Origin of the sequence: Nocardia sp. CA-107356 (assembly GCF_050946365.1) — a bacterium.
GTDB lineage: Bacteria > Actinomycetota > Actinomycetes > Mycobacteriales > Mycobacteriaceae > Nocardia.
On the sequence record NZ_CP191992.1, the window covers coordinates 8528256 to 8542218 of the forward strand.

At 61.7% G+C, this 13963-nt stretch carries 12 protein-coding genes and 1 pseudogene; 6 read left to right on the top strand and 7 right to left on the bottom strand.

Translation table 11 applies throughout. The features are described 5' to 3' along the window. Positions 1-18 precede the first annotated feature (18 nt). Positions 19-1098, bottom strand: coding sequence for a restriction endonuclease (locus tag ACQP1G_RS38430; RefSeq protein ID WP_433194584.1), 1080 nt, complete (start codon positions 1096-1098; stop codon positions 19-21). A 403-nt stretch (positions 1099-1501) separates the two neighbouring features. Here ACQP1G_RS38430 and ACQP1G_RS38435 point away from each other — a divergent pair, with 403 nt between their 5' ends. The 4 genes from ACQP1G_RS38435 to ACQP1G_RS38450 are packed head-to-tail and all read left to right on the top strand — an operon-like array spanning position 1502 to position 3916. Beyond that, positions 1502-1840, top strand: coding sequence for an ESX-1 secretion-associated protein (locus ACQP1G_RS38435; protein WP_433194585.1), 339 nt, complete (start codon positions 1502-1504; stop codon positions 1838-1840). Beyond that, the gene (locus ACQP1G_RS38440) at positions 1837-2136 is read left to right on the top strand and encodes a WXG100 family type VII secretion target (protein WP_433194586.1); all 300 of its coding nucleotides are present in this window, start codon (positions 1837-1839) and stop codon (positions 2134-2136) included. Before ACQP1G_RS38435 ends, ACQP1G_RS38440 begins: the two co-directional genes overlap by 4 nt. A 5-nt stretch (positions 2137-2141) precedes the next feature. Next, the gene (locus tag ACQP1G_RS38445) at positions 2142-3530 is read left to right on the top strand and encodes a hypothetical protein (protein ID WP_433194587.1); all 1389 of its coding nucleotides are present in this window, start codon (positions 2142-2144) and stop codon (positions 3528-3530) included. Beyond that, positions 3530-3916: a hypothetical protein gene (locus ACQP1G_RS38450; RefSeq protein ID WP_433194588.1), complete on the top strand. Its 387-nt coding sequence runs from the start codon at positions 3530-3532 to the stop codon at positions 3914-3916. The genes ACQP1G_RS38445 and ACQP1G_RS38450 overlap by 1 nt, the downstream gene beginning before the upstream one ends. Positions 3917-4939: 1023 nt before the next feature. Here the strand turns inward: ACQP1G_RS38450 and ACQP1G_RS38455 are convergent. The 6 genes and pseudogenes from ACQP1G_RS38455 to ACQP1G_RS38480 all read right to left on the bottom strand — a co-directional run. Next, a pseudogene (locus ACQP1G_RS38455) lies at positions 4940-5196 on the bottom strand (IS21 family transposase); the annotation flags it as partial. Next, positions 5171-6454, bottom strand: a complete 1284-nt coding sequence (locus ACQP1G_RS38460) for a Wadjet anti-phage system protein JetD domain-containing protein (protein WP_433194589.1) — start codon at positions 6452-6454, stop codon at positions 5171-5173. The pseudogene ACQP1G_RS38455 and the gene ACQP1G_RS38460, both read right to left, overlap by 26 nt. Further along, positions 6360-9731: an ATP-binding protein gene (locus ACQP1G_RS38465; protein ID WP_433194590.1), complete on the bottom strand. Its 3372-nt coding sequence runs from the start codon at positions 9729-9731 to the stop codon at positions 6360-6362. The genes ACQP1G_RS38460 and ACQP1G_RS38465 overlap by 95 nt, the downstream gene beginning before the upstream one ends. Further along, on the bottom strand, positions 9728-10507 hold the full coding sequence (locus ACQP1G_RS38470; protein ID WP_433194591.1) for a DUF4194 domain-containing protein: 780 nt from the start codon (positions 10505-10507) through the stop codon (positions 9728-9730). The genes ACQP1G_RS38465 and ACQP1G_RS38470 overlap by 4 nt, the downstream gene beginning before the upstream one ends. Continuing rightward, positions 10500-11090 carry a DUF3375 family protein gene (locus ACQP1G_RS38475; protein ID WP_433194592.1) on the bottom strand — a complete coding sequence of 197 codons (591 nt, stop codon included), beginning with the start codon at positions 11088-11090 and terminating at the stop codon, positions 10500-10502. The genes ACQP1G_RS38470 and ACQP1G_RS38475 overlap by 8 nt, the downstream gene beginning before the upstream one ends. Further along, positions 10975-11868 carry a DUF3375 family protein gene (locus ACQP1G_RS38480; RefSeq protein ID WP_433194593.1) on the bottom strand — a complete coding sequence of 298 codons (894 nt, stop codon included), beginning with the start codon at positions 11866-11868 and terminating at the stop codon, positions 10975-10977. The genes ACQP1G_RS38475 and ACQP1G_RS38480 overlap by 116 nt, the downstream gene beginning before the upstream one ends. A 541-nt stretch (positions 11869-12409) precedes the next feature. Here ACQP1G_RS38480 and ACQP1G_RS38485 point away from each other — a divergent pair. Together ACQP1G_RS38485 and ACQP1G_RS38490 are read left to right on the top strand one after the other, a co-directional pair. Beyond that, positions 12410-12838, top strand: coding sequence for a hypothetical protein (locus ACQP1G_RS38485; RefSeq protein WP_433194594.1), 429 nt, complete (start codon positions 12410-12412; stop codon positions 12836-12838). Between the two features lie 3 nt (positions 12839-12841). Next, on the top strand, positions 12842-13849 hold the full coding sequence (locus tag ACQP1G_RS38490; RefSeq protein WP_433194595.1) for a tyrosine-type recombinase/integrase: 1008 nt from the start codon (positions 12842-12844) through the stop codon (positions 13847-13849). Positions 13850-13963 lie beyond the last annotated feature (114 nt).

The window sequence follows — 13963 nt, forward strand, 5'->3', positions numbered from 1 at the left end:
CGGATCAGCACCGAGTGTTCACGCATCCCCGCGCATCCGGGACAGCGAACCCGGCTCGTAGCGCAACTGGTAGACGCGGGGGCTCGCACCGTTCATCCGATACAGCGTGATCTCCGACAGAAACTGCTTTTTGACCTTCACCGCACGGGAGATCTCCTCGTCGGCGACTTCGCCGATCCAGTCCTCGATCTGCTCGGGAAGTTTAAACGTCAGCTCATAAGCATCCGGCGCCTCGGCGGGCGAGAGCTTCCATTCCGCCCGGACACCCGTACCGTCACGCCGGATCCGCACTTTGTGGTCCGGCTGCTCGGCCCCGAATTCAATGAACTTCTCGTAGTTCTCGGTGGCCAACGGCAGGATGAAGGGCGCCGCCGGAAACCCCAGCAGCAGTTCCGAACCGCTTCTCCGCACCAGGGTCTCGGCGAACTCCGCCAGAGCTCTACCGGCCTTCTGGTCGAATTCCCCTCCAGGAGAACCTGGCTGTGGCAGCAGGTTCGACGGAGCAGTTCCCAGATGCCGCCGCAGCATCGCTCGCATCCAGTTCACCGGAAAGACCTTTTTCCTCGAACTGCCGGTTTCCGGGAGGTGCTTTTGAGCCGCGTCTAGGGTGTTGCCGGTGGTGCCGATGATGCCGCGTAGCAAGTCGAAAGTGGGACCGGAAAGGTCGACAAGCGAAATATGGTGGGCCAGAGCATATTTCTGCGCATCTGCGGTGAAACCACTCGCAGAGAACAACACATACGAATACTTGTACCGCTGCCGCGGACGTGTCCCCGATCCGGTCATGTAGTTTTCGTTGACGTCGTGCACCACCCCGTGCGCGTTCCGCACCATCGGCAAATCGCAGCTTTCCTTGCGGTATTTGGCCTCCACGAACAACCGAACCGGCATCGAGAACGCGGGCGTGAACGTGAACTCGCCGAGCACGTCGGCTTGATGGAGCGCGCCGCGCCCCCGTACGCGGAGATCGCCACCCTGGTCCACGAGCTCGACCGGATCCTGATCTGCGTGAACCAGCAACCGATACCCGCTGGACCGCAGCAGCCAGGCTAGGGCCTCCTCGAGCAGGTAACCCTGCAGCGCGGAATGGCTGACCACCCATAACCCCCTTCATCAACGGCAACTCTGGGACTTCATCGAAAGCAACCCGAGCCAGCAAGCGATGTTACCGACTTCGGCTGTGCTGCACGCGGTTTGGCGTGAGCTTCCGGTTGGTCGGAAAGCGTGAAGTTCCCATGGTCTTCCGGACACCCGATGGTGAGGCGAGATACTGGCCTCCGGAAGGAGTTTGGATGCCTGGAGGCCACTTGCCGTCACGCTTGGTGCTCGACTGGTTCATCAGTGAGATCGACCAGGCACGCTGGGCTGCCGTGACAGTCCGACCCGTTGCGGGACAAGATCATTGACGTCGGTCGGGGAATCGGCATCTCAGAACTTTGGTCGCGCCAGCGCTTACGACCTGTCCATGCCCACTCTGATAGGAATCGGTAGGATTGGCGCCATGAGTGATGGGGGGACACCAGCCTCTGGCCGGAACCTCTCGGTGGTGCCCGAGAAGGTGCGCGAGGTCGGCAAGTACGTCTACGAGTTGGCCGAGGCACTGCGCACGGCGTTGGATTCCGCCGCGAAGGACGTCGCTTCGCTGACCGATGGCAGCTGGACCGGGGACGCGGCCAACGAGTTCTCCGAGGGCTGGACCGAAGTGCGTGACGGCGGTGTCCAGATCATGACCGCTCTTACCGGCATGGCGGAGAAGCTGGGTGTCACCGCCGACACCTATCAGGCGGGGGACGAGAGCAACGCCGCCACATTGAACACGTCGAGTTTGGATCTGCCGTGAACTCTCAGTTTTCGGTTGATCTGGACCATCTCGATGAGATCGTGGTCCGTCTGTCGGGTCTGGCGGGGTTCATCGGCGAGCATCTCGATGAGATCGATGACCGGGTCGCCACCCTGACCGGCAGTGGGTGGGAAGGCGTTGCCGCCCAGGCCTATGCCGATGCCCACGCTCAATGGGTCACTGGCGCACGCGAATTCGTCGAGGGTGTGAAGGATGTCAGCGACGCCGCGAAGGCGGCCCACGCACGCTACACCACCGCCCACGACACCAATTACACAATGTTCTCCCAGGGATAAGTCACATGGGTGTACTGGTTATCGACTGGCAGACCTACTACGAGGCCGGCAAGAAATGCCACGCCCTGGCCACCGACCTGCGTGCCGCCGACAAACCGATCCACGACGCGGTCAAAGGCGAATGCGCGGGCATGGCCGGTGACACCGCTGGCTGCGAATCTTGGGGCAAAACCTACGACCGCGTCGCCCAGGAAACGATGCAGACCTGCACGAACCTGGCCGACGCCCTCACCAACTTCGGCACCATGCTCTACGCCGCCGGGCACAACTGGGCACTGTCGAACAACTCCAACCCGATGCCCGACCGGCCCACCGTGACGGCGATGTCGGAGTACAAGGTGACCATCCCGACTTCGGTCGGCAACAACGGCGACGGCGTGACCGAGGGAAAGGGCAGTATCCCCGGCTTCTACGACGCCCTGGTCGGGAAGATCCAGGACGAGTTCGGCAGCAAGCTGCCCAACGGCAACAAAGACAAGCTCGCCAAGGCCGCATCGACCTGGAAGACGTTCGCCGAACACAAAACCATCACCGATGCCGCATCCCGGATCACCGAGATCACCAACCTCTTCAGCGACATCCAGGACAAGAAAGGCCTCGACCCCCTCCTAGGCCACCTCACCACCCTCAACAGCGGCGCCACCCAACTCGCCTCCGCATCCCTCAACCTCGCCACACCCGTCACCGAATACAGCACCGCCACCTCCGAAACCCGCGACAAATTCCGCGACGCGGTCACCAACGCCTTGATAGCAGCCGGAACCACTGTCGTCATCGGCGTCGCCGCATCCTGGATCACCGCCGCCCTCAGCGACGTCGCCGCCGGCGTCGGCGTCGTAGCGATCGCAGGCAACACCGCCAGAGTTCTCAAAAGCACCTACGACACAAGCAAACTCATCAAAATAATCGGCACCGCAGCGGCAGTCGCGGGAACCACAGCCTTTACGGTGACCGCGTTCGACAAGGTCCCCAGCCTCACCGATATCGCCATCAAACTCGGTGCCATCATCGCCATGAAGGTCTACATCGATGACGATGGAGACCCGGCAAACGAAGGAGGCTCCTCTGGCATTCCTTCGAGCACGGTTACCGATGAGATGGCGAGAATGCTGCGAGAGGGCATTCATCCGGGTGAGGATTGTTCCGAGATTGCAGAGCATTTAAAGAAGGTTGCCGCTGAGGAAGGGGAGATACTCAGGGTGGATCCTGCTCCCGGGCAAGAGGTAACTGTTGAAGAATATGGACTGCGTGAACAATTTTTATATCATGAGGTTTATACCGATGGCAAATATGTCTACGATCCGAGGCATAGTTCAAACCCCGTTCCGATCGAGCAATGGCGGAAGACTATTATGGGAGATAATCCGGGCGCTACGATCAAGGGAGTAGGGTAGTGAATTCTGGTGATTTTATTACTCGGTTGAAGCGGTACGGAGACCTGGAGTGGTATCGCCATGCGGGTGGCATCGGTGATGATGGCACTCCCGCTCCGCCGCTTGTTGTCTGGCGTTTCCCTGAACCTCGGCCAGGTCGTGTTGCTGAACTGTTGCACGAGGCCGCTTTTGCCGACAATCGAGAGATCGACTGGTTGTTTGACACTACCCGACGAAACTGGGTGCTCGTACCTGCACGAGTGATGGCTGAGAAAGAACTTCACGGACTAGCAACCGAAGCACAAGCCGTGGACCTCCTAGTGAGGACGGATCCAGAGTTCTGCCAGCGTTCGGTACGTGATTTCGAGAGAATCATCGCAGTGTTGGATCGATATTCCGGCAACTGACTCGACGAGTTCGTGCCATCGAGGTCCGCGAGCGGCCTGACGGCCTGCATACCACCGAAAAGGACAGAATCTACCGGTGGCAACCCGTCTCCCCCACCCTCATGCGGCACCTATTCCGCCACGCCTAATAACGCGGCAGCCCGATCAATAGCTGCTGCGCTGCCGCAACGGCAAACCCATCACCGCCCGCCGATACGACCACCTGTGGGCCGCATTGGTGAACATCTCCGCCTGGGTTGCCGGGTAGCAAAACAGTCACGCGGAACGAATTCGCACCCGAACAACCCCAAATCCTTACGAGTAAGGACAGAAGTCGGCGCCAGCAGTGAGATGATCTTCGCCAGTTGCTTTCTAGGGCAAGAAGGTTCGAGGTTGACTGATGTGTCGACGTCGCGAACCTACCCACCACTGCTACAGGGGGAACCATGAGCAAGATCGTCATCACTGCTTTCGTCGGTGCTTCGCTGGTCTTCGGCGGAGTCCACGGCGCAGCCGCCGCCGACCCGGAACCGCACGTAATCGAATGCCTTGTGGGAACACCAGGACCCGCAAGATGGAGCGACGGCACCGTAGGGTACTCGCAATGGTGCTTCGACACGCACGGCGGCAGCCAGTACCTCGATGAAGAATCGAGGTCAGGGCTCGGCGGACGACCAGGCCCCCGCGGGTACACCTGCAACGACGACGGCTGTTTTTGGCCCGACGGCTCACCGGTACCGGGATACCAACGGTGCGGGGTCGCCTGCGGCGAGCCGCCCACCTCCGGTGATATCCAGCGGGCCTGGGCAGAGTGCGTCGCGGTGAAGACAGAGACAGAGTGTCGTGCGGAACTGCTTTCGCGGTAGCCGGTACCCCGAGCAGGACTCAGCTACTAGCTCTCATAACGCATCAGCAGCTCCGGGCTGGTCAGTCCCGGTTCGACCGGATCCGGCGTGGGGTAGGCCTCGTCATCCCGCGGTACTTGGAGCGCGATGCGCAGGACCTCACATACGTCGCGGCGACTGGACTCGTCGGCGGCGAAAATACTTTCTGTTCGGCCACCAGCTGCCGGAAATTCCTTGGTGACACCTCATAACCGGCCGCACGGCCGCCGACAGCAACCGCTTGGCCGAGATCCGTCCCTTTGAAGTCACCTTCGATTTCTCGACCCGCTCAGCGACCAGATCGCGCACCTGGTCGTAGTTGCGGAGACGCGACACCGGTGCTGGCCGGTCGCCACCAGCCTTGGCGCGTTCGACTACTCGCTTCACCGTCTTATGCGTGGTGCTGCACGGTTCCGATTGCGCTCATCAGCCGCGGGTAAGCGGATTCCCATGGGATCCGTTCCTGCTCCAGCAACAGTCCTGTGCCGGTCTTCGCCGCATGATCGACGAGCACGTGATAGAGCTCTTGCTCGCGGGCGGTCAGGTGCGGTGGTGTCGATTTGCGTTGCGGCATCGCACCTTCGACTGCCAAATGCCGGTATCGGTCCAGGGTTTCGGTGTCGGTGAGAATAGTGGTGGCGACGACGCCCAGGGCACGCAGGTCGCTGATGAATTGCAGGCCCGCCGTGTCGATGTCGCCCCAGTAGATCACACGCTCGGCGTTCCGTACCCACGTGATTCGCGCATACTGATCTACGAAGAAGCCGTGCCCATGCAGGATGACCGTGCCCGTGTGGTCACCTGTGACTGCGAAGGCGGTCTCCTTGTTCTCCAGGATCACGACTGTAGTGGGATGATGCGGCCATCGACTGAGATCCTCGACTGTCGCCGCGAGATGGTGCATGCACGAAAGTTGAACCCGCAGGAACGGGTCGCATACTGTTACCTGCACGAGTTCCGGAACCACTTTCAGCCCTAGCCGACGATGCAGAGCCCGCTTCTTGGACCTGGGTGGCGCACTGTCGGAGGACTCGATGTCGGCATCGTCCCCGAGCAGGGCGAGTACGAGATTCTGGTGAGCTCCCAACCACTTGGTGCCTATCCCCTCGATCGGCAACTGCCGTAGCAGCAATCCGGATGTCGGATTGGCGCGGAGCCATCGCGCGGTACGGACCAAGCGTTTGTAATCGGCATCGTCGAGTCCGGTGATGCGGCGGACCTGATCGGACAGGCGCGCGCCGGGAAACTCCTTTTGCAAGTATGTAAGTCGTTGCCCACACCGCTGCCAAACCGTCAGGTCGTCCGGATGCGCGGCGGCAACGTCACCCGGTCGGCTGAGTACAAGTGTCTTCGGCATGCGGTGGGTGCCGGTCGGGAACCGGAGGTTCGCGTACCCGAGCGTGCCCGGACCGGTGTAGTCCTCCCAGCGGGCAGCCCACTCATGACAGGCGATCGGCGATTCGGAACGTTCTGCCATATCCGGTGGCTGTAGCGAGATCCGCAGCGGCCAAGCGCCTTTTCCGCGGGCCCAGTCCGCGTAGTCGTCGCCGAAACGTCGGTGCAGTCGCTCGAGAACCTCGTCAGGCTGAAGCACGAGTGGCACCGTCGCTCTCGGCGAATCGCTGGTCGGCGAGTTCGCCGAATGTGGCCGACCTGCCGTGCGACCGTGTGCCATCGGGATAGGTTCGCTTCTCGACCAGGATTGCCTGGCCGATGTACGGCTCGACGATGCCGGACATTCGGATCGGTGCCGCGATGAGCAGCTGGAACCCGAACTCGTCGAACGCGGACAGCGCCTGCGCGGAGAAGTTCTCATCGGATTTGCTGAACGCCTCGTCGAGCATGAGCGTGCCGAAGCGTGGACGAGCATCCGTCTCGTCATCGGCGAGGTTGTAGCTCAACGCCGCCGCCAGACAGAACGCCACCAACTTCTCCTGTTCTCCGCCCGAGTTGGATGCCGTGTTGCGATAGGTGTGCCTAGTGGTTTCGCCGTCGACTTCCCGTCCGTAGAAGACGTACCCGTTCCGGACGTCGAGGACGTTCTTGCGCCAGCGCTCGGCCGCCGAGTCGGTCGCGGTGAACCGTGCCATGAGCGCCTTGACCCGTTTGAACTGCTCGACATACTTCTCCGGATCGCTCTTCAGCTGCGCGGCCTTGCGCATCAGAGTGTCGACACTGGCGCGAAACGCCTTGATATCTGCGGACTGGCTTGTCGTGTACGAGATCTGCAGGTGAGTCCCGGTATTGAATTCGACTCGGCGCAAGCCGGAGTCGACCATCCCGATGCGCCGCTCGATCTCGGTCGCCGCGTTCTCGATGCTGCGCTGCAACATCGCAATCGAAGGAACCATGTCCTCGCTGATCATCTTCTCGAACCGTTCCATCGCCTCCGGCAGCCGCCGCTTGACGATATCGGCGTGCAGATCAGCGAAGTCTTGGCCGCTGCGATCGACATCCCCGCTGTCGTCGGGAGCGCTGTCACGCCAATGGTCGAGAAATCGCATGATCGCGGATCGGACCTTCTCGTGCGCGGTCTGTCGATCGCCGCGCGCAGCGACGACGAGTTTCTCCAGGGCCGAATCGAGTTGGCGCCGAATGTTGCTGATGGCATCGACCGTCGCGGTGATATTGATCGACACGTACACACCGTCGAGGTACTCGCGGTCCTCTTCGTCGAGAAGGTGCGGCCTCTGTTCCTCGGCCGATTGCAGGTCCACCAGAACTGTCTGCCGTTGCGTCACTTCCGCGATACGCTGGTGTGTGCTGTGCCAAGCGCCGTACGCCTTGTCGTGCTCCGCCTTGGCCCGATCTCGCTTTGCTTCAAGGCGATGCAAATCGACGTTTCCTGTACGGATCTCCGCGATTCGCTCGCCGAGCTCACTCGCGTCGCGGGTCGGAGTCCAGAAATCCAGTTCCACCCAGGTGGCGAACGTGGCAACCTGTGCGGCCGCATCGCGATGACCGTTCGCCTCCTCGAGTTGATCTCTCAGCCCCTGCGCGGCCTCGGCTGTCGCCTCCTTCTTCTCCGCGAGTTGCTGGACATCCGCCTCCAGCGCTTGTCGTTTGGCGACCGTGTTGGCTCCGAGGATGTAGGTCGACTTGCTGGTCAACTCGGGTCGATCGTCCTTGCGGTAATGGTTTCCGGGAAGCTTCACGGTGCCGTTCACCGTGACAGCCACGTTATGATCGTCCATCTCAAGAGCCGATTCGACGCAGACGTGGTTGAAGCGCCGGGTGATCTGGTCGGCGAGCCATCGGCCGTGCGGATGATCGCGGTCGATGGCCAGCTTTCCGGCCAGCGTGTTCGGCAGCGGGCGGGGCTCATGCGCGGAAACTGCTGTGACAATGCTGTATTCGAGCACGCCATGCATGTCGTTCCGATCGATGAACTGACGTACGACATCCTTGTGCCGCTCGGGCACCAGCATCCGCATACCGTAGCTGCGCAGCACCTTCTCCGCCGCGGGCCGCCAGCGTTCGTGACCGTCGGCCATGTCGATCAGTTCGGCGGCGTACGGGATTTCGTTGATCGGCACGCCGGTCTCGCTACTGATCCAGGCGCGTCTGTCGATTGCCGGGCCGGGAATCAGAGACTTGGCCGAACGGAGCCTGACGAGTTCGGTCTCGCTCTCGCGGTGCGCTTTCGCGGCCGCATACTCGGCGGCAATCGCCGCATTGGTTCTGGGAGTGAGTTCCACCGAACGAGCAGCGGCAGCGGACTGCAATGCGGGAAGCCGGCTGCGGAGACTTTCGAAGGCATCGCCATCCTGCGGGGACTGTTCACCTAACCGTGTCACGTAGCCGCTGTACTGCCCGTACGATCGCTTCGCCGCATCAGCTCGACTCACGAGAGCACTCTGACGCTCTTCCAGACTCCGCAGGTTCTGATTCTCGCTGCTGATCTCCAATTCCAAATCGACATAGACTTTCAAAGTCGCGTCAGAGCGAGCTTTCTGACCTCCGATCACGTCATCGAGACGTCCGACCTCGGCATCGATGTCGTCGAGTTCCTTCCCGATGGCCGCGAGGAGCCTCTCTCGTACATACCGGTCGAGGGTCGATCCCCGCAGTGTCGTAGCCCGGTCGATCGTGTCCCTGGATTCGCGATAGATCCGCCAGCTTTCAGGAAGATCCCGAAGCACCTGCGCCTGCATGTTGGCTCGTTTGGCCGTCTCATAGGCCTCGTTGAGTGGCATGAACGCGGCCAACATCCGCTGAGCATCGTCGAAGGTGTCCGGCCGGTCGAGCATATTGTCGCGGATGAAGAGGTTTAGGTCGCCAACGTTCTTCATCGCCTTTGCCTTGCCCAGCAGCGCCAGTGCGGTTCGAGATTTGCTCAGCCCGACGCGTTTTGCCAACTCCTTCATGTACTGGTCTTGAGTCGGGGGGAATTGCGCTGTCGTATGCGTCTGCTTCCACCATCGAGTATCGAACTTGCGCTCTGCCCAGGCGTTGAGTTCTTGCAGATCGAAATCGCCGTCACTCAATTGATGCAGAGTGCTCATTGCTGCACCGTCGTTTTCGACGCCGGTGAACCATTTGACCACGACAGCCGTGGTGACCGCGCCGCGGCCGTCGTCGTAGGTTGCTCCGACTGCCGACCATGTGGGTTCACCCCCGCGCAGATAACGGACCTGCGAACGTTCGTTCTCGTCGTTGGTCTCCGACCACGCGCCCCGGACGTAGTCCGCGACGGTGCGGGTGTTCCGTTTCGACCCTCGCGCCGTCAGATCCGCCGATGCGTTGAAACGCTGGTCGTAGGTCGGCAACAGCACCAAGGAATGCGCGTCCATCAGCGATGACTTGCCCGATCCGGACGGACCGGTGAGCAGCACACCGCGATCATCGATGCGAAAATCTTTGTAGCCGCAGAAAGTTCCCCAGTTCACGACCTGCAGTCGCGCCAGGCGGAACTGACCTAGGTGTACCGCACGTTTCGTGGACCCTGTCATGCGGATGCCCCTTCCCCCGAACTTGCGCCCTCGACGGCCGCTGTTACCCCGCCCCGTGCGATCGCCCGGTACCGGGTTTCGAGCGTCACCACCTGATCGGCGGTGAGGATCGCGGTGATCACCCCGTAGATCGTGAATCGATCGTCGTTTCCCCTGATGGGCTTGATGATCGCGGCGTCATCGAGCGACTTGATCGCCACATTGATCTTGTCCCGGAACTTGACCTCGTCCGTGTCGTCCGACGGCCGGTAGGCCATCATGTGGTCGATCATGTCGGCGCGATCGACGATCGGATCATCCGGCGAAACGACATACTGCCGATACAGGTAGAGCGCCAGCGCGCTGGCCGCCAGACTGAGCGTCTTAGCGCGCAGTATCGTTCGGCTGCGCGGGCTGGGGTCGTCTGCTTGACGCGTGAACGCGTACCGATACTCACGGTTGATCTCGAGAAGCAGTCCGAGCTCCGACAACCGTGACCGCAACCGCTCTTCGAACTGCAGGACTACCGGCCAACTTCTAGACTTCTCCGTGATGTGAGGAGCCGACACCAATTCCTGCAACGCCCAGCACAATTCGGGAGGAAGTTCGCTGGTGTCTCCGTCGAAACGCGCAATGCACTCCCCTACGACCACATGCGAGCCGACCACATCGTTATCCCCTGCGAACACGGTAGAGGGGTCGAGCCGCGCGGGGTCGCCCCGGGACGCCTCGCTCACCTCTCCAGAATCGTCCTCTCCAAAAACATCCGCGAATGTCGGATCGGTCGTGTCACTCATCACCAAACTCCTCTGCTAGAGACAGCTGTCGGTCGAGGCTGCGCGGAGTTCGTTGCGGAGTGACCGGCGCGGGAATACGTTCGCCGAATATCGCGTAGGGAATAGCGATCTCGCGATAGCCGCGAGCGGTCGCCGCCCACACCGGGGAGATCGCCTCGTCGTCGACCTCTCCGTACCGTGCCGCCAGTGACCACAACCCGATGATGTCACCGGTCCGAGCAGCAGGCAGTCGCTCGAGAACCTCGGAGAGGGTGGCGAACCCTGAATGCGCCTCCATCGTGGTGTGCACCGCATCACGCAAGGCAGTCCAGTCGATGGATTCCCGACCTACCATCATGGTCGGGTCGATAGCGAACTCCGCACTCGTATTCTCCACCGCCGCAGGAATAGTCGCGGTTCCCTGATCAAGCCGGAGTCGGCCGACCGAGGTCGTGTCCACACCGCTCATGGGCACCACGAAACCGATATCACGGCCACCGTGGGTGTGTTGAAATGCGAGGGCCGCCGAAGCCTGCGCCTCGCTGATCCGCGTCCGCATGCTGCGGTAGTGCGTCAGATCTCCGCCGCGTACGAAATTGCTCATCCGGCGGAAAGCGACACCCCGAAGGGGATTCGGCGATAACGTCATGTCCGTCGAACATGCGCTGCAATGACTCCGCAAACTCCGTGGCGTCATCAGAGAGGCTTTGCCGCAGCAGAGCGGCGGTATTGGCATGCATCCGCTCCCCATAACTGGCGACATCAGCAGGAATCCGGTCGATGAGCTCGGCAAGCGTGGCGACCTTGTCCACCAATTCCACATGGTCCACTTCGAGTACTTCACCGCTGTCGAGCGCGTCACGTTGCGCCACAAGGGCGGCGATCCGCTCATCGATCGCTCGTCGCCTGGCGACCCGATCGGGATTCGCTTCGGTAGCGATCTCATGCAGTTCCGACATGACAATCGCCAGCGCCGACTCGGTGGCGATCGACGTTCGCCGCCGCAAGTTGCGCATCTGCCGCACTGCGGCCTGGGCTCCCGACGTCAGCTGGTACCGCTCGATGCGAGGATCTCGCGGATCGGCACTACGGTGCACCCAACTCTTCTTTCGCCATCGGATGAGCACAGCGTCAGCATCCAGCAAGAGCTCTTGTTCATCACCGCGGCCGTCAGGGAGATAACTGCGCAGCAATACGGGCAAATCGGCATCCATCGCAGCGGTGAGCGTCTGCCCGTCGACAATCTGTCCATCACCCAGATGCGCTGCCATGAGCGCCAGATCGAGCAGCGCATCCCTCGACCTCAACAACGACAACGAGATGTCCGCGCTCACGCTGCTGCGGAATTCGTGGAAGATCTGCTCCGCGGTCACGTCGGCCACTCGAGAACCCCCTTGCGCACTGAGTAGCTGTCTTCCTCAGTACAGCATCGGCCGCCGACAAATAGTTGTTTCGCACCCTGCAGTTCTGTTCTCGGTGACCGGCCGGTCCGGTTGCATTGCAGCCGCCGCTGCATTGCCCCGCCCTACTACTCAAGAATCCGGCAGACGCCAACTCCATCGACTGCTATATATCCGACGCACCTCTGCTAGATCACCATCGCTGCGTCACATGATCTGGCATCGGACACTGTGCACTGGCTGGCCAACAAGAAACCGCTGGTTGTCCCCATTCCCAGCTGTAGGCTGCCTCGCCGTGGGCGCCACGCCTGCCTCGGAGGCAGACACACGCCAACTCTGCAGCGTGCTCGCGCGTGACCATGATCGAATACCCCCGAATCGTTCACGCACCCGACGGTGTGGCTGACCGCGACCTGGGCCGCGCGGTCGAGTGCCTCGACCATGGAGGTAATGACTTGGCCCACAATGGAATTGAGCACACACAACCGGAACATCCCGGTGCCGCCGGAAGGTGGTGGCTGCCGTGCTGATCGCACCGGTCATCCCACCACAAACACCCGTCCACGAACTCATCCACGCCATACGCACCGCACCACGACAGGTCGCCACACCCATCCACCCCGGCATCGTCTACAGCATGTGCACCATCGGCACCGCCGGACGCATACACGACCGCGCAGTACTGGACGCCCTCGACTGGACCAGCGGCACCCGCCTCGCAATCCGCTGCGCCTACGACGGCATCCTGCTCATCCACCACACCGATCTCGGCACCGCACGCGTCACCAGCGCCTACTTTCGCATCCCCTTCCGGCAACGACGCCAAGCAGACCTGGACATCGGTGACAAAGTCCTGCTCGTCGCTCACCCGGATCAACAGCAACTCGCGATCTACCCACCACCGATGCTGAACGCGCTGTTCGGCAACTACCTGCGGTCACTGGAGTCATAGCCGATGACAACAGACGTCCGCACAGTCGCCGACCCGACAGCCATCGACACCACCCGAATCCTGTTGTCGCAGATAGGCATCACCGCCACAGACCTACTCACCACCCCCGCCGTACCCACCTTCGGCCAAACCATCCCGAAACTGCGGGCCACCCTCACCCCGGGCACCCTGCGCACCTATAACACCCATCTCAACTGGCTCGAAACCACCTGGCACAACCACCCATTGGACCAAATCTCCAAAGCTGATCTCGACCACCGAGCCCACACCATCCAGACCACCAGCAGCGCCAAACCCGGCGCACGCAACGGAACCAGCGCACGAGAACACTTCATCAGCACCGTGCGCTGCCTCTACCGCTACGCCGAAGACAACAACTGGATCCACCCCACCCGAAACCCCGCCCGCCACCTAGCAATACCCACCCGACCCCCATCACAACGCCAAGCGATCCCCTCACCCCAACTCACCGAGATCTGCCACGTCACCTCCCTCACCGGCAACGACCCCGAACTCGACACCCTCATCCTGCGCCTACACATCGAAACCGCATGCCGCCGCAACGGCGCCCTACGCCTACGCCCCTGCGACCTCGACCCACACCAATGCCTGATCCTGCTCCGCGAAAAAGAAGGCATCGACCGCTGGCAACCCGTCTCACCCACCCTCATGCGCCACCTCCTGCGCCACGCCGAACAACGCGGCAGCCCACCCCAAGGGCAGCTGCTGCGCTACCGCAACACCAAACCCATCACCGCTCGCCGCTACGACCACCTCTGGGCCCGAATCGGTGAACACCTCCCCTGGGTCGCCACCCAACACATCACCACCCACTGGCTACGCCACACCACCCTCACCTGGTCGAACGCACCTTCGGCTACGCCACCGCCCGCACATACGCAGGCCACCACACCCGAAAAACCCACGGCACCACCGCCACCTACGTCAAAGCCGACCTCTACGAAATCGCCGCAGCACTATCCGCCCTCACCCAAGAACCCCACCCACTAGTCACTGCTGAACCCCACCGCATCACGCTCTGACAACCATGGTGCCGGTCCCACCAACACGCGACCGGCACCATCCAGAGCAGCCCTCGACCAACGATTCCACTGCGGCCACAAC